Origin of the sequence: Amycolatopsis sp. NPDC048633 (assembly GCF_040650695.1) — a bacterium.
Taxonomy (GTDB): domain Bacteria; phylum Actinomycetota; class Actinomycetes; order Mycobacteriales; family Pseudonocardiaceae; genus Amycolatopsis.
Genome location: NZ_JBEZHS010000009.1, coordinates 92,814 through 115,817 on the forward strand (window position 1 = coordinate 92,814; position 23,004 = coordinate 115,817).

Genomic DNA, 23,004 nt, shown 5'->3' on the forward strand with positions numbered 1-23,004 from the left:
CGTGCGGATCACCGTGCTGGTGCCCGGCGCCCTGCGGGAGAAGACCGGCGGCGAGTCCCACCTGGAGCTCGAGGTCGCCGAACCGGCCACGCTGGGGACCCTGCTCGACGCGCTCGCGCAGCGGTACCCGGCGCTCGAACGACGCCTGCGCGACGAACAGGCGGGGCTGCGCCGCTACGTCAACTTCTACGTCGACGGCGAGGAGTGCCGCCACCGCGGCGGCCCGTCGGCGGCGTTGCGCGACCGCGGCGAGGTGCAGATCATCCCGTCGGTCGCCGGAGGCTGACTCCTTCGACTTCGGCGAACAGGGCCGCCTGCGTGGCTGTGACCGCCACGCGGCGGCCGGCGCTGAGCAGCGCCAGGGCGAGGACACCGGCGCCGAGCGCGGCCACCACACGCCGGCCGGCCATCGAGGCCGGCATCCCGGAGACGGCTGTGGTGGTGATCGGCGGGTTGACCGTGCCGAGGAAGACGCCGAACAGCAGGTAGACCGCCAGTACGAGCGGCAGCGGCGTCGCCGGGCAGCGCTGGTCGTGGGAACGAGCCGGAACGGTTGGCGCTGCTGGAATCCCATCGGGCTGAGGTGCTGGCTCGGTTGGCTGAACTGGAGGAGAACGTTCAGCTGAGTGATCGGAAGATCGGCGTTTATCGGGGGCGGCTTGAAGCCGGGGATGCTGATGGGCTTTGGGCTCCTGGGTCTTCCTGAGGTCGGGTTTTACTGATGCGGCTTCGCCGGGGCGTGGGAAATCGGCGCTTCGTGTTGTTGCTTGCCGCTCGGTGCGAGTGCGCCGATTCCCCACGCAACGGTGTCCCTGCCGCGCCGCCGCTTCCACCTGATCGTGTGATGCCCATGCGTTCGACTGCCGGTAATCTTGGTGTGTGGACAGCGAAACGGTGCGGAAAGCGGATGCGGTGGCCTTGGCCGATCGTGTCTCCGCGCTGCTCACTGTTGTGCGGTCTGCCGAGGCTGAGATCGGTTCACTGCTCGTGGAAATCGAGTCCCGCGGTGTCATGGAACTCTTCGGATACCGCTCTGTAGCACGGCTTTTCGAGCATCTCGCCGATGTTCCCAAGTCTGCCGCCGAAACCGTGGTCAAACGAGCCCGAGCCCTTACCCCCGGCCGTAACCTCGACGGCACGCCGATCCCCGCTGTTGCTCCCGCCACCGGCACTGCCGCTGCTGATGGCCGGTTGAGCAATCCGATGATCGACACCATCGTTGGTGTAGTGACTCAACTTTCGCCCGAGCACCGCGACGAGGCCGAACAGCACCTCCTCACCTTCGCCGAAGACGCCGGGCACAAACAGGTCGCGGCGTTGGGCGCGCGAATCGTGGCCCACCTCGACCCCGACGGCACCGAACCCGACGAGACTGAACCGGCCACCCCCAGCCGAGAACTTTCCTTACGCCGCAAAAGAACCGGGGTCTGGGAGCTGAACGGCCGCTTCGACGACGAGACCGGCACCCGCGCCAGCGCACTCTTGGACTCCCTGGCTCAACGCCGCACGACCGACGAGGGCCCAGACCTCCGCTCGCCGCAGGAACGCTACGGCGACGCCTTCTCCGACGCCATCGACCTCGCGCTCAACACCCCAGACCTGCCGATGCAAGCCGGCGAACGAGCCCACGTGATGATCGCGGTCTCGTTGGCAGATCTGAAGTCCGGCATCGGCACAGCCTCGCTCGGCAACACCCCCACCATGTCCAAGACCGGCGCCGGCCAGGCCATCCTCGGCAACCTCGGCACCGCGTCCAAGGTCGGGGCCGGCCAGGCCACTCTCGGCGACACCGCCACACCCAAGGCCGGCGCCGGCCAGGCCACCCTCGGCGACCTCGGCACCATCTCCGCCGCCGAAGCGAGGATCCACGCCTGCGACTGCATGCTCATCCCCGCAGTCCTGGGCAAGAAAAGCGAACCCCTCGACCTCGGCCGCCAGAGCCGGTTGGTGACAACCGGAATCCGCCGCGCGCTCTACCTGCGCGACCGAGGCTGCGCCTTCCCGGGCTGCCATCGCCCACCCCGGCACTGCCAAGGCCACCACATCCGCCACTGGGCAGACGGCGGCCCCACCGAGCTGAGCAATCTGGTGTTGATGTGCGCCCATCACCACCGGTTGCTGCACCGTTCCGGCTGGCAAGTCCGGATCGCCGCAGATGGATTGCCCGAGTTCCTGCCACCAGTATTCCTGGACAGGCGCCGAAAACCCAGGCGCAACAACCTCCACCAACCACTGCCATTCGCGGCGTAACGGGAAAGGCCCGCAGCCACCGGCTACGGGCCTACACCCACACCGTCAGAACAACGTCGCCTGAGCCGGATCCTCCGGAAAGCTGCTGCCCCGCCTCCCGCTCCGGATCGGCGACAGAAACACCGTGCAATCCATGCCCTCGTCCCGGATCGCGCGGACCATTGCCGCCAAGGGGCTTCGTGGGCGGCGACGGTCAGGTACCGGAACTCCGGCGTCGGACACTGCGCACCAACCCGGTCAGCCGCGCCAGCCCGGCAATGCGCCCGCGTCCACCCGGTCCGCACACCGGCCACTCCATCGCATCGCGTCTCCGGCCACCGGCCACCGGCCACCCCGCGGAGGCCCAGGCCAGCGAGACTCGGACCTCACCGCCGGAACGTCTCGCCAGCCACCCCGTTCGTCCGTAATGTTCTTTTCCAAAGCCGCCGCACAGCTCTCGCACATGCGTCCCTTACCTTCTCCCGGCAAGTTCGGAGACATGGAAAATCCGCATCCGGCCTACGAAGGCCGCCCGCTGCCCCGGCCGCGGGACGAGGTCGTCGACCAAGGTCTCGGCTTCGACGTCGCGACGTTGCTCAGCCGCCGGCGGGCGCTGACGTTTCTCGGGGTCGGGGCGGCCGGTGCCGTGTTGACCGCGTGCGGCGCCGGCTCCGGCGGTTCTTCGGCCACCTCCACCTCGTCGGCGGCTTCGGGCGAGATCCCGGACGAGACCGCGGGGCCGTACCCGGGCGACGGATCCAACGGGCCGGACGTTCTCGAGCAAAGCGGCGTCGTGCGCGGGGACATCCGGTCGAGTTTCGGGACCGGCAGCGGCACCGCCGAAGGCGTGCCCATGACCCTGGAACTGGTGGTGGCGGACCTGGCCAAGGGCGGCGCACCGTTCGCCGGCGTGGCCGTCTACGTCTGGCACTGCGACCGCGCCGGGCGGTACTCGCTCTACTCGGACGGCATCGAGAACGAGAACTACCTGCGCGGCGTCCAGCTCGCCGACGCCGACGGCCGCGTCCGCTACACGAGCATCTTCCCCGCCTGCTACGACGGCCGCTGGCCGCACATCCACTTCGAGGTGTACCCCGACCAGGCCGGCATCACCGACTCCACCAAGGCCATCGCCACCTCACAGGTCGCCCTGCCGCAGAACGTGTGCGAAGCGGTCTACGCCCAGCCCGGCTACGAACAGTCCGCACCGAACCTCGCGAAGGTGAACCTGAGCAGCGACAACGTGTTCGGCGACGACAGCGGAGCATTGCAGCTCGCCACGGTGACCGGAGACGTCACGAGCGGCTACCAGGTAACGCTCAACGTCGGAGTCGACACGACGACCAAACCCTCCGGCGGCGCACCTCCGGGAGGCGGGCAGCCACCGTCCCGCTAGTCAGACGAGTGTCATCGTCGAGACGTCGGGCAGCCGATCGGGGGCTTCGTCGGTGACCCACGCGTATTCGATGGCCGACAGATGACCGCCGCCGACCCAGACGAGCACCTCACCCAGGTACTGTCCCGCGCGGTCGCGGACTTCCGCCCCGGACGGTATGACCCCGTCCGGCACCCGCGCCGGGGCGGCGGTCGCGGGCACGGCGAGGTCGACGCTCGGCAGCCCGTGCACCCAAACCGCCACGACCCGGCAATGCGGTATCTGCGCGCGAAGCCGGTCCGCGCCGTCGAAATCCGGCGACAGCACGAATTCGAGAACTTCGCGCTCCGCCCGCGTCAGCTCGCGGGGAGTGCTGGTCAGCGGCCCAGCCAGGGAGCCAGCAACGTCTCGAGATCGGCGTCCGACAACGCGCGCGGCCCACCGTGGAACTCGTGCCACCTCGAAGCATCACGCGCCGCGTTGTACTCCACCTCGTACGCACGCATCAAGACATACATGAACGTCACCGAGCTGAACCGCTCACCGAGCAACGTGCGGGCTTCGCGCGCAACATCCGTCGCGCCGGTGAAGTCCGAGAGCTTCAACGAATCCGCAGCCGGGTCCAGCAGGCTGGGGGCATACATCACGACAATTTCTCCATCATAGAAACGAAAACTCAGCCTTCGGCCGCGAGCTGGCCACAAGCCGCGGCGATCTCCTGGCCGCGCGTGTCACGCACCGTGCACGCTACTCCGCCGGCGTTCACCAGCCGCACGAACTCCCGCTCCACCGGCTTCGGCGAGGCATCCCACTTCGACCCCGGCGTCGGGTTCAGCGGGATCACGTTCACGTGCACCAGCTGACCCAGGTGCTTCCGAAGCCGCTTCGCCAGCAGCTCGGCGCGCCACGGCTGGTCATTGATGTCCCGGATCAACGCGTACTCGATGGACACCCGACGACCGGACGTGTCGGCGTAGTACCGGGCGGCAGAGAGCACCTCGTCCACCGACCAGCGCTCGTTCACCGGCACCAGCGTGTCCCGCAGCTCGTCGTCCGGCGTGTGCAGCGAAACCGCCAGCCGCACCTGCATCTTCTCGTCCGCCAGCTTGCGGATCGCCGGCGCCAGCCCCACGGTCGACACCGTCACCGAACGCTGGCCGATCCCCAGCCCACCCGGCGCGGGATCCGTGATCCGCCGGACCGCGGCAACCACGCGCTTGTAGTTCGCGAGAGGTTCACCCATGCCCATGAAGACGATGTTCGACAGCCGACCGGGACCACCGGACATCGCGCCGTCGCGCATGACCGCCGCCGCCGAGCGGACCTGGTCCACGATCTCCGCCGTCGACAGGTTGCGGTCGAGGCCGCCCTGGCCGGTCGCGCAGAAGGGGCACGCCATGCCGCAGCCGGCCTGGCTCGAGATGCACAGCGTCGCGCGGTCCGGGTAGCGCATCAGGACGCTCTCCAGGAGCGTGCCGTCGTGCGCGCGCCAGAGCGTCTTGCGCGTCGCGCCCTTGTCGGCCTCCAGCGCGCGGACCTCGGTCAGCAGCGTCGGCATCAGCGACTCGACCAGCTTCGAGCGGGACGCCGCCGGGATGTCGGTCATCTCCGCCGGGTCGACCGTGAGGCGCGAGAAGTAGTGGTTCGACAGCTGCTTCGCGCGGAACGGCTTCTCCCCCAGCTCGGCCACTGCGGCGGCGCGGTCGGCCACCGAAAGGTCGGCGAGGTGGCGCGGCGGCAGGCCGCGCTTGGGGGCGTCGAAAACGAGCGGGAGGGCAGTCATAACCGCACCAGTCTCCCACGCGCCCCGAGCCCCGGCACGCGCCGCCCTGGCCGGGTGTAGGCCAGGTCACCCACGGACCGGACGTCGTCGCCTTCACCCGTCTGGCTAGATTGTCGATCGCTCGGTGAAACCTGCCGGGGCGGTCGTGAGTCCAAGGGCGGACGAAAGAGGTGAGCCCGTGCGGAGCCGTTTCATCCTGGCCGTCGCGGTGGCGCTGAGCGCCGCCGCCTGCAGTACCTCCACCGGCGGTCAGGCGCAGCCCGTTCCGACCGTCACCAAGGTCGCCGGGCCGCAGATCGTCGTCGGGACCATGCACGTCGCCCTGCCCGTCGGCGCGAAGTACACGGACAAGAGCCAGGACGGCCTGCTCGACGGCTGTATCGGCGAAGGCGGCGCCGTCTGCCAGGCGCGGCTGCTGGACCTGCGCGAAGCAACTTCGGACCCCAACGCGCCCATCAACCTGCCCAGCGCGAAGCGGCCCTTCGGCTGGTACACGGGCACGGACGTCCCGACGTGCATCACCGCCGCCTCGCCGCCTGGGGACGCCGCCGTGGCGACCGGCAGCAACCTGCTCGACTCCGGGTTCAAGCCGATCGGCACGAAGACGGCCGAGTACGGCAAGTGGCAGGTCACCTGCCAGGACGCGACCCAGAACAACCAGGTCCGCATGTGGTGGCTGCCGACGAGCAAGATCCTCGCGGTCGAGTACGGGTCCTCCCGCGACTGGGACGAGAAGATGGACGCGATGCTCGCCGCGGCGACCTTCAGCTGACGACGTCCAGCGCCGCCCGGATGATCGCGTCCGTGTCGATGCCGTGGTGGCGGTACACGTCCTCCAGCGACCCGGACTGACCGAAGCCCGTCACGCCCAGCGCGACCGAAGGCACCCGGTTGATCCCGGCGAGGAACGCCAGTGTGTGCGGATGACCGTCGAGCACCGTGACCAGCGGCTTCGCCCGCGAAGCCGGGAACGCCTGGTCGAGGATCCACGACTCCCCGCTGCCCCGGCCCGACCGCGCTTGCTGAGCCTCGAACAGCAGACCCGGGCTGGTCACGCACACGACGTCGGCCTCGACGCCCACCTGGGCCAGCCGCTCGGCCGCCGCCAGGGTGTCCGGCACCAGCGCGCCCATCGCCGCCAGCGTGACCGCCGGCGCAGAAGCCCGGCGGAGCAGGTACGCCCCCGCCACCACCTGACGGCGACGGCGTTCGCGTGCCGCCGGGTCCGCCGGCACCGCGGCGAGCGTCTGGTCGACGGGGCGCGTCGAGAGCCGGAAGTACGACGACGTGCCGCCCGGCTTGCCGAGCCGGCCGAGCGCCGCCAGCAGCGTCCACTCGGTGTCGATCGCGAACGCGGGTTCGTAGCTGACGCAGCCGGGCTGCTCGATGCCGATCGACGGCGTGGTGATCGACTGGTGCGCGCCACCCTCCGGGGCGAGCGTGACGCCCGACGGCGTGCCGATCAGGATCGACTGCCCGCCCGCGTAGATGCCGAACGACCACGGCTCCAGCGCGCGCTCGACGAACGGGTCGTACATGACGCCGATCGGCAGCAGCGGCTCGCCCCACCGGCTCCAGGTCGCGCCCAGCTCGCCGAGCAGCCCGACCAGGTTCGTCTCGGCGATGCCCAGCTCGACGTGCTGACCAGTCGGCTTCTCCCGCCAGTGCATGATCGTCTCGGGGTCGTCGTCGAACCAGTCGCGGCGCTCCGTCGCCGACCAGACGCCGACCTTGTTGACCCAGCCCCCGAGGTTGGTCGTCGAGCTGACGTCGGGGCTGACCGTCACAACCCGCTTCGCCGCTTCGGGCGCTTCGCGCGTCAGGTCGAGCAAGACGCGCCCCAGCGCCGCCTGCGTCGTCGCGGTCCCGGACGGCGTCCGTCCGATGTCGACGGGCAGGTCCAGCGAAGGCACCGAAGGGACGTCCGGACGGCGAAGGCGCGAAGCGACTTCAGCGCACAACGCGGCTTCGGACGACCCATCCGCGAAGCCCTCCCACGGCGAAGCCAGGTCCGTCCCCAGCGACGATGCCAGCTCTTCCATCTGCTCGACGGTCAGCAGTGAGGAGTGGTTCTGCGGGTGCCCCTGGGTGGGCAGCCCGCGACCCTTGACGGTGTAGCAGAAGATCACCGTCGGCCGGCTGTCCGAAATGGACGCGAAGACCTCGTCGAGCGAGCCGAGGTCGTGGCCGCCGAGGTTCCGGATCGCGGCCAGCAGCGTCTCGTCGTCCAGCGACGCCACCAGCCCGGCCAGCGCGTCATCGCCGGCGGGCAGCCGGTCACGCAGCTGGGCGGCGTCGCAGCGCAGCAGCCGCTGGTACTCGGGGTTCGGCATCGCGTCGATGCGGGCACGCAGCTCGGTGCCGCCGGGCCGGGTGAACAGCTCCTCCAGCAGCCGTCCGTACTTCAGCGTCAGCACCTGCCAGCCGGCCGCGTCGAACATGCCCTGCAGCCGCGCGGCGGCGATGTTCGGCACGACGCGGTCGAGCGACTGGCGGTTGAGGTCGACGATCCAGACGATCTCGCCGAGGTCCGCGACCCCCGGGTCGAGGATGGCCTCCCAGATCGCGCCTTCGTCCAGCTCGGCGTCGCCGACCAGCGAGTACTGCCGGCCGGTGCCGGCCGACGAGCCCCGGGTGGTCAGGTAGCGGCGGGCCAGCGCGCCCCAGATCGGGGCGGTCGCGCCGATGCCGACCGAGCCGGTCGAGTAGTCCACCGGGTCGGGGTCCTTGGCGCGGCTCGGGTAGCTCTGCAGGCCGCCGAACTCGCGCAGCGTCGGCAGGTAGGCCTCGTCGAGCTCGCCGAGCAGGTAGTTGATCGCGTGGAGCACCGGCGACGCGTGCGGCTTCACCGAGACGCGGTCCTCGGGGCGCAGGTGCCGGAACCACAGCGACGTCATGATCGAGACCAGCGACGCGCACGACGCCTGGTGCCCGCCGACCTTGAGCCCGGACGGGTTGGGCCGGACGCGGTTGGCCTGGTGCACGATCGCGGTGGCGAGCCACAGCACCCGCTGCTCGATCGAGGCGAGTGTGCCGGTCGCCTGAGCGGACGGGGAGACCTGGGTCATCGTCGACACCTTTCGTGCAGGAAGCGCACACCAGAACAGCACTGGTGGACGCTTCGCACAACCGACGCCCGCGAAACCGAGCAGAATGCCCACCCGAACGGGACGGCTCAGGTCTCCGGGTGCGCAGAATGCACGCGCTCCAGCAGGGGTGCGAGCCGGTACGGGACGAGCTCGCGCATGACGAGCGAGATGTTCGTCCGCTCCACCCCGGGCGAGGCCAGGATGCGCCCGGCGATGCGGTAGAGGTCGTCGGCGTCGACGGCCACCACCTGCACCATCAGGTCGCTCGCCCCGGTCAGCCCGCACACCTCGGTGACCTCGGGGATCTCGGCCAGCGCGTCGGCGATCTCCGCCAGCCGCCGCTGGTCGACCTGCGCGTTGACGAACGCCCGCAGCGGGTAGCCCAGCCGGGCCGGGTCGATGCGGCGTTCGAACGACCTGAGCACACCGCGCTGCTCCAGCCGCGCGAGCCGGGCCTGCACCGTGTTGCGGGACAGGCCCAGCCGCTCGGCCAGCGCGACCGCCGTGGACCGGGGGTCCTCCCCCAGCGCCTGGAGCAGGCGCGCGTCGATCTCGTCGATGGTTTCCGGCACCGCCCGATCCTGTCAGCCCAGGTACTTCTTCAGGTCGTCGAGGACCTTCATCGCCCCGATCGGGCCGAGGCCGAGGAACCACACCGAGTCGTCGACCGGGATGGCGTGCTTCGCCTTGACCGCGCTCAGCCCGGCCCACAGCCCGCTGCTCGTGACGGCCTTTTCGTCCGCGCCCGGGCCCGCGCCCAGGCTGGAGTAGAAGATCCAGTCGGCGTCGGCCTCGTCGATGCGCTCCCGGGAGATCTGCGCGGCGAGCTCGTTGATGTCCTGGTTGGCCGGCCGCGCCAGGCCGGTGTCCTTCAGGATGACGCCGATGAACGACAGGTTGCCGTAGAGCCGGATGCCGGTGGAGTGGAACCGCAGCAGCGAGATCTTCGGCGCGCCCTTGACTGCGGCCTTCACCTCGTTGGCGCGCTTCTGGTAGTCGTTCAGCAGCCCGGTCGCCTGCGTCTCCGCGCCCAGCGACGCGCCGATCAGGAGCAGGTTCTCCTTCCACGGGAACCCGGGCCGGATGCTGAACACCGTCGGCGCGATCTTCGACAGCTGCGGGTAGAGGTCGTTGGCACGCAGCTTGCTGCCGAGGATCAGGTCCGGGGTCAGCGCGGCGATCGCCTCGAGGTTGAGGTTGCTGACGCCGCCGATCGCCGGGATGCCCTTGGCGCGGTCGGCGAGGTAGGCCGGCACGTCGTTCTGCCCGGCGTTGGTGGCCATGCCGACCGGCGTGATGCCGAGCGCGAGGACGTCGTCCAGCTCACCGCTGTCGAGCACCACGACCCGCGTGGGCTTCTTGTCCAGCTTCGTCTTGCCCAGCGCGTGGGTGACGGTCCGCGGGAAGACGCCGGGCCCGACGTCCGCGCCGAGCTTCGCGGTCTCGGTGTCCGCGGTCGAGAACAGCCGGCCGCCGGTGGCGACGTCCTGGTCGCCGACGCCGGAGGTGCTCTGCTTCTCCGGCTGGCCGCACGCGGCGAGGAGCGTGACCGCCGCGAGCGCGGCGACCAGCTTCGTCCACTTAGGACTCATGGGGACTTCCTTCCGGGGTGGCCCGCCGGCGGCCGATCGGGACGACCATGGGGGTGCGGGAAACGGGGTCTTCGATGATCCGGCAGGGCATGCCGAAGACGTCGGCGACGAGGTCGGCGGTGAGGATGTCCGCGGGCGCGCCTTCGGCGGCGATCCGGCCGTCCTTCATCGCGATCAGGTGGTCGCCGTAGCGGGCGGCCAGGTTGAGGTCGTGCAGGACGATGACGATCGTGCGGCCGTCCTCGGCGTTCAGCTCGGAGAGCAGGTCGAGGACCTCGACCTGGTGGGCGATGTCGAGGAACGTCGTGGGCTCGTCGAGCAGCAGCAACGGTGTCCGCTGGGCCAGCGCCATGGCGATCCAGACGCGCTGGCGCTGCCCGCCGGAGAGCTCGTCGACGGCGCGGCCGGCCAGCTCGACGGTGTCGGTCGCGAGCATCGCCTTCGCGACGGCGTCGTCGTCCTCGTCGCTCCAGCGGCGGAAGACGCCCTGGTGCGGGTAGCGGCCGCGGCCGACGAGGTCGGCGACAGTGATGCCCTCGGGCGCGGTCGGCGACTGCGGCAGCAGGCCGAGCACGGTGGCGACGTCCTTGCTGCGCAACGTCGTGATGCCTTTGCCGTCGAGGTAGACGGCGCCGGCGGTCGGGGTGAGCAGCCGCGCGAGGCCGCGCAGCAGCGTCGACTTCCCGCACGCGTTGGTCCCGACGATCATCGTCACGCGACCTTCGGGGATGCGGACGGAGAGGTCCTTGACGACGCGCAGCGGGCCGTAGCCGAGGTCGAGGTGCTCGGTGTGCAGTGTCATGGCGTTCCCCTCACACTCGCCCGGCCCGGTTCGCGGTCGCGAGCAGCCACAGCAGGTACGGCGCGCCCACGGCGCCGGTGACGACGCCGACCGGCAGCTGCTCGCCGAGCAGGTGCTGTGCCACGAAGTCGCCGAGCAGCACCACGAGCGCGCCGGTCAGCGCGGCGGGCAGCAATCCCGCGCGGGCGCCGCCGACGAGCCGGGTCGCGATCGGGTTGGCCACGAACGCGACGAACGAGATCGGGCCGGCGGCCGCGGTCGCGAAGGCGGCGAGGGCGACGGCGACCAGCAGCAGCGCCAGGCGGCTGCGTTCGACGCGCAGGCCGAGCCCGGCGGCGGTGTCGTCACCGAGCTGCAGCCCGGTGAGCGCCCGGCTCTGGACGAGCGCCGCCGGCAGCAGGACGACGAGCGCGGCGGCCAGCGGGACGGCGTGGTCCCAAGTGCGGGCGTTGAGGTTGCCGGTGAGCCAGATCAGGGCCTGCTGGGCCAGGGTGACGTCGGCCCAGGTCATCAGGTACGAGACGACGCTGGTGAGCACCGCGCCGACCCCGACGCCGATGAGCACCAGCCGGTAACCGTGGACGCCGCCGCGCCGGGAGAGCAGGTAGATCGTGGCGCCGGTGAGCAGCGCGCCGGCCAGCGCGGCGGCCGAGACCACGGTGCCCGCGGCGCCGAAGAGCACGATCGCCACGACCGCCGCCGCGCTCGCGCCTTGCGTCACGCCGATGATGTCCGGGCTGGCCAGCGGGTTGCGCAGCAGACGCTGGAAGAGCGCCCCGGACGTGCCGAAGGCGATGCCGACGAGCAGGCCGGTGACCGCGCGCGGCAGGCGGAGTTCCGTGACGACGTAGGCGGCGCGGCCGACACCGTCACCGCCGAAGACGAGGCCGGGCAGGTCGCCGAGCGGCACCGGGAAGTCGCCGACCGCCAGGGAAACCGCGAAGAGGACGACGATCGCCAAGAAGAGCAGCAGCGACACCGATCGGGCGCGGAAGGTGCCCTGGCGACGCGCCGAGCGCGTGGCGGCGACAGCTTCGGCGAGGGCGCTCACACCGCCACGACCTTCCGGCGGCGCACCAGCAGCACGAACACGGGCGCGCCGACGAGGGCGGTGATGATCCCGACCTGGACCTCGGCCGGGCGCGCGACCACGCGGCCGACGACGTCGGAGACCAGCAGGAGCACGGGGGCCATCACTGCGGAGTACGGCAGGAGCCAGCGGTGGTCGGGCCCGGTGATCAGCCGGGCCGCGTGCGGCACGGTGAGCCCGACGAACGCGATCGGCCCGGCGATCGCCGTCGCCGATCCGCACAGCACGACGACGGCCAGCGCGCACACCAGCCGCGCCACCGGCACGTTCTGGCCGAGCGAGCGGGCGACGTCCTCGCCGAGGGCGAGCGCGTTGAGCAGCCGGGCCGCGACGAGCGCGAGCACGACGCCGACCACGACGAACGGCACCGCCTGGCTGACGGTCGCGGCGTCCCGGCCGGTCAGCGAGCCGACCTGCCAGAACCGGTACTGGTCGAACGTCGTGGCGTCGGTGAGCAGCAGCGCGCTCGTCACCGAGGCCAAGGCCGCCGTCACCGCCGCCCCGGCCAGTGCGAGCTTCACCGGTGTCGCCCCCGCCCGGCCGAGGGAGCTGACGCCGTAGACGACGGCCCCGGCGGCCGCGGCGCCCGCGAAGCCGAACCAGACGTAACCGCCGACGCTGGTGATGCCGAAGGTGCCGATGCCGAGCACGACGAACAGCGCCGCGCCGGCGTTGACGCCGAGCAGGCCCGGGTCGGCCAGCGGGTTGCGCGTCGCGCCCTGGATGACGGCGCCGGACAGGCCCAGCGCGACGCCGGCGAGCACCCCGGCGAGGGTGCGCGGGAGGCGGAGCTCGCGGACCACGAGGTGGTCGGGGTTGCCCGGGTCGAAGTGGAAGAGCGCGTCGAGCACGGTGCCCGGGCCGAGACCACGGGTGCCGACGGCGACGCTGAGCAGCACGGCGGCGACCAGGGCCGCGGTGAGGACCAGCAGCCCGGCCGTCAGCGGGAGCGAGCGGGTCCGCACGGGTCGTTACCTTTGCTAACCGGTGTTTAGGCTTGCCTAATCTATGGCGCGGAACTTGAAGGCTCAAGCTCCGTGAGCGGTATCACCGGACCGAGGTTGCTTTCCGACTGTTTCCGATATATCGTGAACGTGTCGCAACAGTTCGAGAAAGGAACACAGACATGCGTAGGCAACGACACCCCTTCGCCCACGAGCGTGGGCGCGCACCTTTCGGCCCCTTCGGTGGTTTCGGCGAGTTCCCCCCGGGCTTCGGCCCCGGTGGACGCGGTCGCGGCCACGGACCGGGCAGGCGGGGTCACGGCGGACGGCGCAGCCGCCGCGGTGACGTCCGCGCCGCGATCCTGGCGCTGCTCGCCGAGCAGCCCCGGCACGGCTACGAGATCATCCGCGAAATCGGCGAGCGCTCCGGCGGCTTCTGGCGGCCGAGCCCCGGCTCGGTCTACCCGACCCTGCAGCTGCTGGCCGACGAAGGCCTGGTCGTCAGCAAGGACGAGCACGGCAAGAAGCTCTTCGAGCTGACCGACGCCGGCCGCACCGCCGCGGAAGAGCAGGACAGCACCCCGCCGTGGGAGCAGATCGCGCAGGACGTCGACCCGTCCGAGGTCGGGCTGGCCAAGGCGGGCAAGAACCTGGCCGCCGCCGTCGTGCAGATCATGCGCGCGGGCAGCGAGAGCCAGCAGGCCCGCGCGGCCGAAGTGCTCAACGACGCCCGGCGCTCGCTCTACGGCATCCTCGGCGAAGACGAGGACGAGTCCTCGACGTCCGAAGAAGCAGCCGAGTGACCTGGCAGGACGAGGCCGGTGGGCTTGACCCGCGTGTGGACGCGGTAGCCCACCGGCAGCGTCAGGTCGTGCGCGCGATTCCCATTACGCTGCACCGACTCCGCGATCGCCTGTTCGGCGACGCGCTTGCTGAACTCGATCTTCAGCACCGCTTCGAGATCCCCCGCCGTCTCGAACCGCCACTCGGCGGTCACCCGGCGGCACCCGAAGCCGGCCCGGGCGAAGAACCGTTCGACGGCACCCGGGTCGTAGTGCGGTAGGTCGGCGCGCATCCAGCCGCCGTAGGGCTCGCTGGTCACGTCGAGGTCGACGATCAGGAGCACCCCGCCCGGCCGCAGCACCCGCTCGGCCTCCGCCAGCCCCGGCTCGCAGCCGGGCCCGAAGAAGTACGCCGTGCGCGCGTGGACGACGTCGACACTCGCGCTGCGGACCGGCAGCCGCTGGGCCCGGCCCATCTTGACTTCCGCGTTCGACAGACCCTTGACCCGCTCCAACGCGCTTCGCACGAGCGGCTCGTGCGGCTCCACCCCGAGCACGGACCGCGCGTCACGGGCGAAACGCGGCAGGTGGAACCCGTCGCCGCACCCGACGTCCAGCACGTCCCGGCCGGCCCAGTCACCCTCTTCGCGCAGCACACGCCAGATCTCGCCGCCGCTGTCCTGCGCCCGGTTCTCCAGCTCGTAGGCGGACTGGTAGTACCAGATGTTCGGACTCGGCACGACCTCCGCGCGCCGGGACGACCACCGCACCGCTGCTCCTTCCGGGGCCTTGACCGCCGCCGGTGACTTTCCGGCGTCGAATCTTGGCGGAAAACTTACCGAGCACGCCTAGAATTCGGTGGGTCTCGGGAGGAGCACCCATGGCGATCGACCCGTCCATCACGTCGTCCCCGGTCCCGGCCGGAATTCCGTGCTGGATCGAGCTGGCCTGCCGCGAACAGGCCGTGGCGGAAAGATTCTACGGGGCCCTCTTCGGCTGGACGTACGCCACTCAGCGCGACCCGGCGACGTCCGACGGCCGGTACGCCATCGCGACGCTCAACACCGTCCCGGTCGGCGGCCTCTACCGCGCCGCCCAGGGCGCGCCGCTGGGCTGGATGCCGCACCTGTCCGTGCCGCACACGGCGAGCGCGGCCGAATGGGTGGAGCACCTCGGCGGGCGGCTGACGCTCGGCCCGATGCCGATCCCGCAACGCGGCACGATCCTGCACGCCTACGACACCAGCGGCGCGCCGGTGGTGTTCTGGGAGGTGCCGCCGGACTGGGAGTTCGTCACCGGGATCCCCAACACCTTCAGCGGCGCGGACCTCAACACCCACGACGGCAACGCGGCCGATCACTTCTACACCAAGCTCTTCACCTACGGCAGCCACCAGATCGGCGACGGCGAGTCCCTGGACTACGTCGAATGGCTCATCGAGCACGAGCCGGTGCTGTACCGGTACGTGATGGGCTCGGAGTACAGCCTCGACACCCCGCCGCACTGGCTCGTCTACTTCGACATCGACCCGGCCCGCGGCGTCGACGCGGTCGCCGGCGAAGCGCTCATGAACGGCGGCACCGTCGTGATCCAGCCCTACGACACGCCGTTCGGCCGGATGTCGATCCTCGCCGACCCGGAAGGCGCCGTCTTCGCGGTGATCGACCACTCGCGCGTCTCCGAGGCCTGGGGCCGCGCCGAGGTCGACGACCCCTACGACGACTGACGTTCGGCCAACGCGAGCCCGGCGACGAGCGCGTACCCGCCCGCCACCAGCCACATCCCGGTGGCGGGCAGCAGCGCGCCGACGAGCGCGACCCCGATCGCGCCGCCGGTCTGGCGGGACGCGTTGAGCACGCCCGCGGCCAGCCCGGCCTGGCCCGGCAGGGAGTTCATCGCCAGCGACGTCATCGCGGGCATGGCCAGCGAACAGCCGCCGAACACGACCGACACCACGACGAACGCCACGAGCGCGCGGTCCGTGGGCAGCAGCGCGAAGCCCGCCGAACCGGCCAGGCCCGTCAGCGCCCCCGCGACCATCGGGACGCGCGGGCCGAAACGCCCGGTCAGGCGGCCGCTGAAGAACGCGTTGAGGCCGACCGCCACCGTCAGCGGCACCAGGGCGAGCCCGGCCGCGAGCGCGCCGAGCGACCAGGCGCGTTGCAGGTACAGCGCGAGGCAGAAGAGCGTGCCGTAGAGGCAGAAGTTGAACAGGCCGCCGATCCCGGTCGCCACCGCGAAGTTCCGGATCTTCAGGATCCCCAGCGGGAGCACGGGTTCCGGGACGCGCTTCTCGACCACCACGAACACCGCGCCGGCCACCACTCCCCCGCCGAGCAACGCGATCGTGGTGGGCGCGAACCACCCCGCATGCCCGGACTCGATGAACCCGGCGACGAACCCGGCGAGCGACACCGTGCCCGTCAGCTGCCCGGCCAGATCCAGGCGGGTGGCGGCGTGCCGGGGCGGTTCCGCGACCGCGCGCCGCGTCAGGACGATCGCGACCACGCCGACCGGGACGTTGACGGCGAAGACGAGCCGCCAGTCGGCGAGGCCGACCGCGAGCCCGCCGAGCATCGGCCCGGCCGCCAGCCCGACGCCGCTCATGCCGCCCCACACACCGAGGGCGCGGGCTCGCTCCCGCGCGTCCGGGAACTGGTGGACGATCAGCGCGAGCGACGACGGCAGCAGCGCGGCGGCCCCCGCACCCTGCACCGCCCGCGCGGCGATCAGCCAAGCCGTGTCACCGGCGAGTGCGCAGGCGATGCTCGCGAGGACGAAGACGGCGACGCCGGCTTCGAAGACGCGTCGCGAGCCCCAGCGGTCCCCGGCGGCGCCCCAGGTGAGCAGGAACGCGGCGAGCGTGACGGTGTAGGCGTCGACGACCCACTGCAGCGCCGCCGTCGACGGTTCGCCGAAGTCGGCACCGATCGCGGGCAGGGCCAGGTTCACGATGGTCGCGTCGAGCGTGATCATCACGAAGCCCAGGCAGACGGCGGCGAGCGCGAGCCGGGCGCGGGTTTCGGTGAGCATGCCCCGAGTCAAACCCGCGGAAGCTTCGGCCGTCCACGAACCATCGCCTACGGCTGGTAGCCGGAAGCTCCCACCGCAGGTCAGCCGAGCGGTACGAAGGCCGAGAGCAGCAGCCAGGACACCACCGCTGAGGGCAGCAGCGAGTCGAGGCGGTCCATGATCCCGCCGTGCCCGGGCAGCAGCGTGCCCATGTCCTTGACGCCGAGGTCGCGCTTGATCAGCGACTCGACGAGGTCGCCCAGGGTCGCGGTCAGCACGATCGCGACGCCGAAGATCACGCCCTGCCAGACGTGGCCGTCGAGCAGCAGGCTGAGCGTCAGCGCTCCCGCGACGACCCCGCCGACCAGCGAACCCCCGAAGCCTTCCCAGGTCTTCTTCGGGCTGATGGTGGGCGCCATCGGGTGCTTGCCGCCGAGGACGCCGGCGATGTAGCCGCCGGTGTCCGACGCGACGACGCCGATCAGGAAGGTGAGGACGCGGCCGACGCCGTCCGAGGGCGGCACGAGCATCGCCGCGAAGGCGCCGAAGAGCGGCAGGTAGGCGGCGGCGAACGTCGACGCGCTGATGTCGCGCAGGTAGCCCTTCGCACCGCCGGGCAGCCGCCAGATCAGGCAGGCGAGCACGGTGAGGACGAACGCGGTGAGCGCGCCTTCCCGGCCGAACGGCCAGGCCAGCCAGATCATCGCCTGCCCGCCGACGAGCACCGGGATCATCGCGACCCGGGTGTCGGCGACCCGGCGCAGTACCCCGGCGAACTCGAAGGTGCCGACCGCGATCGCGATCGCGATGATCCCGATGAAGATGAAGCGCACGGTGAGCAGGGAAACGATGATCGCGGCGCCGAGCAGCAGCCCGACGCCGATCGCCGCGGGCAGGTTCCGGCCCGCCTTGGAGGCCTTCTTGGCCTCCGGCGCCGGTTCCGTGCTCACTCCCGGAGTCGGCACGCCCTGTTCCGAGGCCGCCGCCGGGCCCGTTCCCGAAGCCGCCGGCGTCACCGGTGTGCGGCCCGCCGCCCCGGCGGTGCCCGGGAACTCCGGTGCGGCCGGCGCACCGTCCTCGGCCGGCCCCGGCGTGCCGGAGGCGGCCGGCGGTTCTTCGCCGGTGGCGTCCACCCGGTTCTCGCGTTCCTCGCTCACCTGTGCCATCAGACCTCGAGCAGCTCGGCTTCCTTGTGCTTGACCAGCTCGTCGACCTTGTGCGAGTAGGTGTCGGTGAGGTTCTGCAGCTCCTTCTCCGCGCGCACGACCTCGTCCTCGCCCGCTTCGCCGTCCTTGCCGATGCGGTCGAGCTCTTCCTTGGCCTTGCGGCGGATGCTGCGGATGGTCACCCGCGCGTCCTCGCCCTTGCCCTTGGCGACCTTGACCATCTCCTTGCGCCGCTCTTCGGTGAGCTGCGGGATGACGATCCGGATGACCTGGCCGTCGTTGCTCGGGTTGACCCCGAGGTCGGACTCGCGGATGGCCTTCTCGATGGCGTTGAGCTGGGTCTGGTCGTAGGGCTTGATCAGCGCCATCCGGGCTTCCGGCACGTTCACGCTGGCCAGCTGGTTCAGCGGGGTCGGCGCGCCGTAGTACTCGACCACGATGCGCGAGAACATGGACGAAGTGGCCCGGCCAGTGCGCACCGAGGTCAGGTCGTCCTTGGCGACGGACACCGCTTTTTCCATCTTCTCCTCGGCGTCGAGGAGGGTCTCGTCGATCACGGCTACTCCCGGTGTTGTGATGGTGTGGCGCTTGCTGATCCCAGCAGGTCTAGGCCGGCACCCCGTCGGCGGGGGTGCTGACCAACGTGCCGATTCTTTCACCACTCACTGCGCGGGCAATGTTCCCCTCGGTGAGCAGGTTGAACACGATGATCGGCATGTTGTTGTCCATGCAGAGGCTGAACGCCGTCGCGTCGGCGACCTTGAGGTCCCGCTCCAGGACCTCGCGGTGGGTGATCTCGCGGAACATCTCGGCGGTCGGGTCGGCCTTCGGGTCCGCGGTGTAGACGCCGTCGACGGCCTTCGCCATCAGCACGGCCTCGCAGCCCAGCTCGAGGGCCCGCTGCGCGGCCGCGGTGTCGGTGGAGAAGTACGGCATGCCGACCCCGGCGCCGAAGATCACGACGCGGCCCTTCTCCAGGTGCCGCTCGGCGCGGCGCGGGATGTACGGCTCGGCGACCTGGCCCATCGTGATCGCGGTCTGCACCCGGGTGGGCAGGCCCTCCTTCTCCAGGAAGTCCTGCAGCGCCAGGCAATTCATGACCGTGCCCAGCATCGCCATGTAGTCGGCGCGGTCGCGGTCCATGCCACGCTGCGAAAGCTCGGCGCCGCGGAAGTAGTTGCCACCGCCGATGACGACGGCGACCTGGACCCCGGTGCGGGCGACGTCGGCGATCTGCTGCGCGACCGAGTGGACGACGTCCGGATCGACGCCGATCGAACCACCGCCGAACATCTCGCCGCCCAGTTTCAGCAGCACCCGCCGGTAGCCACCCTCGACCCGGTCACCCATCTATGTCGCCTCCTAGGCCCTTCGACCCGCGAAAATCTTCTTCTGGACCCGCCAGTGCCCCGTCCCCGATGGACGGAGACGGGGCACTGGAGGCTGAAACCTACACCCGGACCTGGCTTCAGGCCTGGCCGACCTCGAAGCGGGCGAACTTCGTGATCGTCACGCCGGCCGCGTCGAGCAGGGCCTTGACGGTCTTCTTGTTGTCCTTGACCGACGGCTGCTCGAGCAGGACATTGTCCTTGTAGTACGCGTTGACCTTGCCCTCGACGATCTTCGTCATCGCCTGCTCCGGCTTGCCCTCTTCACGGGCGGTCTTCTCCGCGATGGAGCGCTCGTTCTCGACGATCTCGGCGGGCACCTCGTCGCGGGTCAGGTACTTCGCGCGCAGCGCGGCGACCTGCATGGCGGCGGCGCGGGCGGCCTCGGTGTCGTCACCGGTGAACTCGATGAGCACACCGACGGCCGGCGGCAGGTCCGAGCCACGGCGGTGCAGGTAGTTCGTGGTCTGGCCCTCGAAGGACACGACGCGACGCAGCTCGAGCTTCTCGCCGATGCGGGCGGACAGCTCCTGCACGACCTCGTTGACCGTCTTGCCGTCCAGCTCGGCGCCCTTGAGGGCGTCCACGTCGCTGGTCTTGGCGGTCTTCGCGACCTCGACGATCTTCGCGGCGAGCGCCTGGAACTCGGCGTTTTTCGCGACGAAGTCGGTTTCGGAGTCGAGCTCGATCAGGACGCCGCCGTCGCCGGCGACGAGGCCTTCGGCGGTGGCGCGCTCGGCGCGCTTGCCGACGTCCTTGGCACCCTTGATCCGGAGGAACTCGACGGCCTTGTCGAAGTCGCCGTCGTTCTCCTCCATCGCCTTCTTACAGTCCATGAAGCCGGCGCCGGTCATCTCGCGCAGGCGCTTCACGTCAGCGGCGGTGTAGTTCGCCATTCTGCTAAATCCGTCCTTTTCAGGTACGTGAAATCCTTGGGGGGAGCTACATCCGTGCGGCCTGGCCGGGAGCCGGCCCGGCCGCACGGACGGCGGTGCATCAGGAGGAGGCGGTCGCCTGCTCGGCCTCGGCCGGCGTCTCCACCGGGGCCTCGACGGCCGCGGCCGCCTCGGTCGCGTCGGCGGCGGCGGTCTCGGAGCCGGCGAGCAGCTCCTTCTCCCACTCGGCCAGCGGCTCGTCGGTGGCGACACCCGGCTCCGGCTTGGAGTCGGCCGAAGCACCGTTGCGGCTGGAGCGCTGCATGAGACCGGCGGCCGCGGCCTCGGCGACGACCTTGGTCAGCAGCGCGGCCGACCGGATCGCGTCGTCGTTGCCCGGGATCGGGTAGTCGACCTCGTCCGGGTCGCAGTTGGTGTCCAGGATCGCGACGACCGGGATGTTCAGCTTGCGAGCCTCGCCGACGGCGATGTGCTCCTTCTTCGTGTCGACGATCCACACGATGCTCGGCACCTTGGCCATGTCGCGGATACCGCCGAGGGTCTTCTCGAGCTTGTCCTTCTCGCGGGTCAGCGTCAGGATCTCGCGCTTGGTGAGGCCCTCGAAGCCGCCGGTCTGCTCGCGCGACTCGAGCTCCTTCAGGCGGAGAAGACGCTTGTGCACGGTCTGGAAGTTGGTCAGCATGCCGCCGAGCCAGCGCTGGTTCACGTAGGGCATGCCCACGCGCGAGGCTTCGGCCGCGATGGCTTCCTGCGCCTGCTTCTTGGTGCCGACGAACATGATCGTGCCACCGTGCGCGACGGTTTCCTTGATGAACTCGAAGGCACGGTCGATGTAGGTCAGCGTCTGCTGCAGGTCGATGATGTAGATGCCGTTGCGCTCGGTGAAGATGTAGCGCTTCATCTTCGGGTTCCACCGACGGGTCTGGTGCCCGAAGTGGACGCCGCTGTCGAGCAGCTGCTTCATGGTGACGACGGCCATTGCCGGAATCAACCTCTTCTGTGTCGTGCGCGCCCGCGGCGCGCTACTCGGTTTTGTCGCTCGCGGCCGGGTGGCCGCTCGCCCTGGTGCCCGTGGCGGTGTCCGGACCCTGAGGAGTGAGGAACCCAGGGACCGCCGGACACCGTGCGACTCGCCCGTGTCGAAACCGGGGAGCGCGCACGTGCACGCGAAGTCAGCCCGCTGATGCGGACCGCGGAAAAGATTCTACCCCCTGCCACCAGCCCCTCTCCCACCGGCGGCCGCGGAGCGACGGAGTTGCCCACATCGGCTCCGGTTATCCACAGATTCGGCTTCGGGCCCCCGCGGCGGTGATCGGTGTCGCAGGCTGGAGCCATGGAGTCGATCAGTGGTTTCCGGGGTTGGCCGGCGAGTCGTGGTTGGGGTGTTATCGCCCTGGTCACGGCGGTGTTCGCGGGCGTTTTCGCGGCGGCACCGGCCGGGGCTGCGGGGTCGGTCCGGCCCCAGGATGAGGCTGTCCGGGCGGCAAGACCGGACGCACCAGCGGCGCTGGGGACTACTCCCGCCGCTCGCGGCCGACCACTCCCGCCGAGAGGAAATCGGCGAGCCGTGCCGCAAGCGCGGCTGTCCTGGCCGTTGTCACCCGTTCCGGTGGTCACCAAGTACTTCGACGCCCCGGAAACGCCCTACGGCGCCGGGCACCGCGGCGTCGACCTGGCCGCCGTGCCCGGCCAGGACGTGCTGGCGGCCGATGCCGGGGTCGTCGTCTTCGCCGGGCTGGTGGCCGGGCGGCCCGTCATCTCCGTCGACCACGACGGCGGCCTGCGCACCACCTACGAGCCCGTCGAGCCGAAGGTGCCCGTCGGAGAGCAGGTCTACCGGGGGCAGGTGCTCGGGTCCGTGCTCGCCGGGCACCCCGGCTGCGCGATCGCCGCCTGCCTGCACTGGGGCGTGCGGCGGGGCGACGAATACGTCGACCCCCTCGCCCTGACCGGTGAGGTGGGCGAGTTCCGGCTCAAGCCGTGGGGAGGTGGTCCGTGATCAGGAGCCGGTCTGCTCGACCAGCTTGGCGCGCAGCCGCATGACCGCCCGCGTGTGCAGCTGGCTGACCCGCGACTCGGTGACGCCGAGGACCTTGCCGATCTCGGCGAGGGTCAGGCTCTCGAAGTAGTAGAGGCTGACCACGATCTTGTCGCGCTCGGTCAGCTGCGCGATGGCCTGCGCGAGCTGGCGGCGGTTGTCCTGGTCGACGAGCACGGCGACCGGGTCGACGGCGTCGTCGTCGGGGATGGTGTCGACCAGGGACCCGCTGTCCTTGCCCGCGGCCACCAGGTCCTCCAGCGCGACGACGCTGGTGAGCTGCAGCTGGCCGTAGAAGTCGCGCAGGTCGTCGAGGCCGATGCCGAGCTCGGCGGCGAGCTCCGCGTCGGTCGGGGTGCGGTTCAGCCGGGCGCCGAGGCGCTCCATCGCGCGCTCGGCCTCCTTGGCCTTGCTGCGGACGGCGCGCGGCACCCAGTCCTGCGAACGGAGGTCGTCGAGGATCGCGCCGCGGATGCGCTGCATCGCGTACGTCTCGAAGCGCAGGCCGCGCTCGGGGTCGAACTTCTCGATCGCGTCGACGAGCCCGAAGATGCCGGACTGCACGAGGTCGCCGACGTCGACGTGGGTCGGCAGGCCGGTGCCGACCCGGCCCGCGACGTACTTGACCAGCGGGGCGTAGTGCAGCACGAGCCGATCGCGCGACGCCTGGTCGGGACTGTCGGCGAACTGCCGCCACAGTGCCGCGATCCCGGCGTCGACGTCGTAGCCGGCGCGCGATTCCGCGGGCACGGCGGCGTCACCGCGAGTGGTCACTCCGGTGGCGTCGGTCACGTGCGGTCCTGCGGTCATTGCACAGT

At 70.8% G+C, this 23,004-nt stretch carries 25 protein-coding genes; 7 read left to right on the forward strand and 18 right to left on the reverse strand.

Going from position 1 to position 23,004, the window contains the following annotated elements:
• Nucleotide 1: 1 nt before the first annotated feature.
• Nucleotides 2-286: a MoaD/ThiS family protein gene (locus tag AB0C38_RS18685; RefSeq protein WP_360674429.1), complete on the forward strand. Its 285-nt coding sequence runs from the start codon at nucleotides 2-4 to the stop codon at nucleotides 284-286.
• On the opposite strand, the gene AB0C38_RS18690 is transcribed toward AB0C38_RS18685, so the two are convergent.
• Nucleotides 261-800 (reverse strand): hypothetical protein, encoded by a 540-nt coding sequence (locus AB0C38_RS18690; protein ID WP_360674432.1) that lies wholly within the window; start codon nucleotides 798-800, stop codon nucleotides 261-263. The genes AB0C38_RS18685 and AB0C38_RS18690 overlap by 26 nt on opposite strands.
• 79 nt (nucleotides 801-879) lie before the next feature.
• Here AB0C38_RS18690 and AB0C38_RS18695 point away from each other — a divergent pair, with 79 nt between their 5' ends.
• Together AB0C38_RS18695 and AB0C38_RS18700 are read left to right on the forward strand one after the other, a co-directional pair.
• A complete protein-coding gene (locus tag AB0C38_RS18695; protein ID WP_360674435.1) occupies nucleotides 880-2,250 on the forward strand; it encodes a DUF222 domain-containing protein in 1,371 nt (456 codons plus the stop codon).
• Nucleotides 2,251-2,728: 478 nt separating this feature from the next.
• Entirely contained in the window at nucleotides 2,729-3,625 is an 897-nt protein-coding gene (locus AB0C38_RS18700; RefSeq protein WP_360674438.1) for an intradiol ring-cleavage dioxygenase, read from the forward strand.
• Here AB0C38_RS18700 and AB0C38_RS18705 read toward each other — a convergent pair whose 3' ends face one another.
• The 3 genes from AB0C38_RS18705 to rlmN form a co-directional block, all read right to left on the reverse strand.
• Nucleotides 3,626-3,868 (reverse strand): hypothetical protein, encoded by a 243-nt coding sequence (locus AB0C38_RS18705; RefSeq protein ID WP_360674441.1) that lies wholly within the window; start codon nucleotides 3,866-3,868, stop codon nucleotides 3,626-3,628.
• Between the two features lie 113 nt (nucleotides 3,869-3,981).
• Nucleotides 3,982-4,248, reverse strand: a complete 267-nt coding sequence (locus AB0C38_RS18710; protein ID WP_360674444.1) for a hypothetical protein — start codon at nucleotides 4,246-4,248, stop codon at nucleotides 3,982-3,984.
• Between the two features lie 32 nt (nucleotides 4,249-4,280).
• On the reverse strand, nucleotides 4,281-5,387 hold the full coding sequence (gene rlmN / locus AB0C38_RS18715; protein WP_360674447.1) for a 23S rRNA (adenine(2503)-C(2))-methyltransferase RlmN: 1,107 nt from the start codon (nucleotides 5,385-5,387) through the stop codon (nucleotides 4,281-4,283).
• A 178-nt stretch (nucleotides 5,388-5,565) separates the two neighbouring features.
• Between rlmN and AB0C38_RS18720 the strand changes: the two genes are divergently transcribed.
• Nucleotides 5,566-6,159 carry a hypothetical protein gene (locus AB0C38_RS18720; RefSeq protein WP_360674450.1) on the forward strand — a complete coding sequence of 198 codons (594 nt, stop codon included), beginning with the start codon at nucleotides 5,566-5,568 and terminating at the stop codon, nucleotides 6,157-6,159.
• Here the strand turns inward: AB0C38_RS18720 and AB0C38_RS18725 are convergent.
• The 6 genes from AB0C38_RS18725 to AB0C38_RS18750 form a co-directional block, all read right to left on the reverse strand.
• A complete protein-coding gene (locus AB0C38_RS18725) occupies nucleotides 6,152-8,455 on the reverse strand; it encodes a pyruvate dehydrogenase (RefSeq protein WP_360674454.1) in 2,304 nt (767 codons plus the stop codon). The two genes, AB0C38_RS18720 and AB0C38_RS18725, sit on opposite strands and share 8 nt — an antisense overlap.
• A 107-nt stretch (nucleotides 8,456-8,562) precedes the next feature.
• Complete coding sequence (locus tag AB0C38_RS18730; RefSeq protein ID WP_360674457.1) at nucleotides 8,563-9,048, reverse strand: Lrp/AsnC family transcriptional regulator; 486 nt, start codon at nucleotides 9,046-9,048, stop codon at nucleotides 8,563-8,565.
• A 12-nt stretch (nucleotides 9,049-9,060) separates the two neighbouring features.
• Nucleotides 9,061-10,068 carry an iron-siderophore ABC transporter substrate-binding protein gene (locus tag AB0C38_RS18735; protein WP_360674460.1) on the reverse strand — a complete coding sequence of 336 codons (1,008 nt, stop codon included), beginning with the start codon at nucleotides 10,066-10,068 and terminating at the stop codon, nucleotides 9,061-9,063.
• Nucleotides 10,058-10,870 carry an ABC transporter ATP-binding protein gene (locus AB0C38_RS18740; RefSeq protein ID WP_360674463.1) on the reverse strand — a complete coding sequence of 271 codons (813 nt, stop codon included), beginning with the start codon at nucleotides 10,868-10,870 and terminating at the stop codon, nucleotides 10,058-10,060. Before AB0C38_RS18740 ends, AB0C38_RS18735 begins: the two co-directional genes overlap by 11 nt.
• A 10-nt stretch (nucleotides 10,871-10,880) precedes the next feature.
• The gene (locus tag AB0C38_RS18745) at nucleotides 10,881-11,921 is read right to left on the reverse strand and encodes an iron chelate uptake ABC transporter family permease subunit (RefSeq protein WP_360674466.1); all 1,041 of its coding nucleotides are present in this window, start codon (nucleotides 11,919-11,921) and stop codon (nucleotides 10,881-10,883) included.
• Nucleotides 11,918-12,925, reverse strand: coding sequence for an iron chelate uptake ABC transporter family permease subunit (locus tag AB0C38_RS18750; protein ID WP_360674469.1), 1,008 nt, complete (start codon nucleotides 12,923-12,925; stop codon nucleotides 11,918-11,920). Before AB0C38_RS18750 ends, AB0C38_RS18745 begins: the two co-directional genes overlap by 4 nt.
• A 161-nt stretch (nucleotides 12,926-13,086) precedes the next feature.
• Between AB0C38_RS18750 and AB0C38_RS18755 the strand changes: the two genes are divergently transcribed.
• Entirely contained in the window at nucleotides 13,087-13,707 is a 621-nt protein-coding gene (locus AB0C38_RS18755) for a PadR family transcriptional regulator (RefSeq protein ID WP_360674472.1), read from the forward strand.
• Here the strand turns inward: AB0C38_RS18755 and AB0C38_RS18760 are convergent.
• Nucleotides 13,647-14,456, reverse strand: a complete 810-nt coding sequence (locus AB0C38_RS18760; RefSeq protein ID WP_360674475.1) for a methyltransferase domain-containing protein — start codon at nucleotides 14,454-14,456, stop codon at nucleotides 13,647-13,649. The two genes, AB0C38_RS18755 and AB0C38_RS18760, sit on opposite strands and share 61 nt — an antisense overlap.
• Nucleotides 14,457-14,566: 110 nt before the next feature.
• On the opposite strand from AB0C38_RS18760, the gene AB0C38_RS18765 reads away from it, so the two are divergent.
• Nucleotides 14,567-15,412 (forward strand): VOC family protein, encoded by an 846-nt coding sequence (locus AB0C38_RS18765; RefSeq protein ID WP_360674478.1) that lies wholly within the window; start codon nucleotides 14,567-14,569, stop codon nucleotides 15,410-15,412.
• Here the strand turns inward: AB0C38_RS18765 and AB0C38_RS18770 are convergent.
• The 6 genes from AB0C38_RS18770 to rpsB all read right to left on the reverse strand — a co-directional run bounded on the left by AB0C38_RS18770 (nucleotide 15,400) and on the right by rpsB (nucleotide 21,127).
• On the reverse strand, nucleotides 15,400-16,719 hold the full coding sequence (locus AB0C38_RS18770) for an MFS transporter (RefSeq protein ID WP_360674481.1): 1,320 nt from the start codon (nucleotides 16,717-16,719) through the stop codon (nucleotides 15,400-15,402). The genes AB0C38_RS18765 and AB0C38_RS18770 overlap by 13 nt on opposite strands.
• An 80-nt stretch (nucleotides 16,720-16,799) precedes the next feature.
• Entirely contained in the window at nucleotides 16,800-17,864 is a 1,065-nt protein-coding gene (locus AB0C38_RS18775) for a phosphatidate cytidylyltransferase (protein WP_360674484.1), read from the reverse strand.
• On the reverse strand, nucleotides 17,864-18,421 hold the full coding sequence (gene frr, locus AB0C38_RS18780; RefSeq protein ID WP_247062391.1) for a ribosome recycling factor: 558 nt from the start codon (nucleotides 18,419-18,421) through the stop codon (nucleotides 17,864-17,866). Before frr ends, AB0C38_RS18775 begins: the two co-directional genes overlap by 1 nt.
• Nucleotides 18,422-18,470: 49 nt before the next feature.
• Complete coding sequence (gene pyrH / locus AB0C38_RS18785; RefSeq protein WP_003065595.1) at nucleotides 18,471-19,214, reverse strand: UMP kinase; 744 nt, start codon at nucleotides 19,212-19,214, stop codon at nucleotides 18,471-18,473.
• 118 nt (nucleotides 19,215-19,332) lie between these two features.
• A complete protein-coding gene (gene tsf / locus AB0C38_RS18790) occupies nucleotides 19,333-20,148 on the reverse strand; it encodes a translation elongation factor Ts (RefSeq protein WP_360674488.1) in 816 nt (271 codons plus the stop codon).
• Nucleotides 20,149-20,248: 100 nt separating this feature from the next.
• The gene (gene rpsB, locus AB0C38_RS18795) at nucleotides 20,249-21,127 is read right to left on the reverse strand and encodes a 30S ribosomal protein S2 (RefSeq protein ID WP_360674491.1); all 879 of its coding nucleotides are present in this window, start codon (nucleotides 21,125-21,127) and stop codon (nucleotides 20,249-20,251) included.
• A 354-nt stretch (nucleotides 21,128-21,481) separates the two neighbouring features.
• Between rpsB and AB0C38_RS18800 the strand changes: the two genes are divergently transcribed.
• Nucleotides 21,482-22,147, forward strand: coding sequence for a M23 family metallopeptidase (locus AB0C38_RS18800; RefSeq protein ID WP_360674494.1), 666 nt, complete (start codon nucleotides 21,482-21,484; stop codon nucleotides 22,145-22,147).
• Here AB0C38_RS18800 and AB0C38_RS18805 read toward each other — a convergent pair whose 3' ends face one another.
• A complete protein-coding gene (locus AB0C38_RS18805) occupies nucleotides 22,148-22,996 on the reverse strand; it encodes a FliA/WhiG family RNA polymerase sigma factor (RefSeq protein WP_360674497.1) in 849 nt (282 codons plus the stop codon).
• Between the last annotated feature and the right edge of the window lie 8 nt (nucleotides 22,997-23,004).

Excerpts from the sequence above, each read along its gene's own strand:
- AB0C38_RS18800 (WP_360674494.1), top strand. The coding sequence starts at position 21,482 with ATGGAGTCGATCAGTGGTTTCCGGGGTTGGCCGGCGAGTCGTGGTTGG.
- rlmN (WP_360674447.1), bottom strand. The coding sequence starts at position 5,387 with ATGACTGCCCTCCCGCTCGTTTTCGACGCCCCCAAGCGCGGCCTGCCG.
- AB0C38_RS18700 (WP_360674438.1), top strand. The coding sequence starts at position 2,729 with ATGGAAAATCCGCATCCGGCCTACGAAGGCCGCCCGCTGCCCCGGCCG.
- AB0C38_RS18710 (WP_360674444.1), bottom strand. The coding sequence starts at position 4,248 with ATGTATGCCCCCAGCCTGCTGGACCCGGCTGCGGATTCGTTGAAGCTC.
- AB0C38_RS18775 (WP_360674484.1), bottom strand. The coding sequence starts at position 17,864 with ATGGCACAGGTGAGCGAGGAACGCGAGAACCGGGTGGACGCCACCGGC.
- AB0C38_RS18755 (WP_360674472.1), top strand. The coding sequence starts at position 13,087 with ATGCGTAGGCAACGACACCCCTTCGCCCACGAGCGTGGGCGCGCACCT.
- tsf (WP_360674488.1), bottom strand. The coding sequence starts at position 20,148 with ATGGCGAACTACACCGCCGCTGACGTGAAGCGCCTGCGCGAGATGACC.
- AB0C38_RS18770 (WP_360674481.1), bottom strand. The coding sequence starts at position 16,719 with ATGCTCACCGAAACCCGCGCCCGGCTCGCGCTCGCCGCCGTCTGCCTG.
- rpsB (WP_360674491.1), bottom strand. The coding sequence starts at position 21,127 with ATGGCCGTCGTCACCATGAAGCAGCTGCTCGACAGCGGCGTCCACTTC.
- AB0C38_RS18735 (WP_360674460.1), bottom strand. The coding sequence starts at position 10,068 with ATGAGTCCTAAGTGGACGAAGCTGGTCGCCGCGCTCGCGGCGGTCACG.
- AB0C38_RS18805 (WP_360674497.1), bottom strand. The coding sequence starts at position 22,996 with ATGACCGCAGGACCGCACGTGACCGACGCCACCGGAGTGACCACTCGC.
- AB0C38_RS18740 (WP_360674463.1), bottom strand. The coding sequence starts at position 10,870 with ATGACACTGCACACCGAGCACCTCGACCTCGGCTACGGCCCGCTGCGC.
- AB0C38_RS18765 (WP_360674478.1), top strand. The coding sequence starts at position 14,567 with ATGGCGATCGACCCGTCCATCACGTCGTCCCCGGTCCCGGCCGGAATT.
- AB0C38_RS18725 (WP_360674454.1), bottom strand. The coding sequence starts at position 8,455 with ATGACCCAGGTCTCCCCGTCCGCTCAGGCGACCGGCACACTCGCCTCG.
- pyrH (WP_003065595.1), bottom strand. The coding sequence starts at position 19,214 with ATGGGTGACCGGGTCGAGGGTGGCTACCGGCGGGTGCTGCTGAAACTG.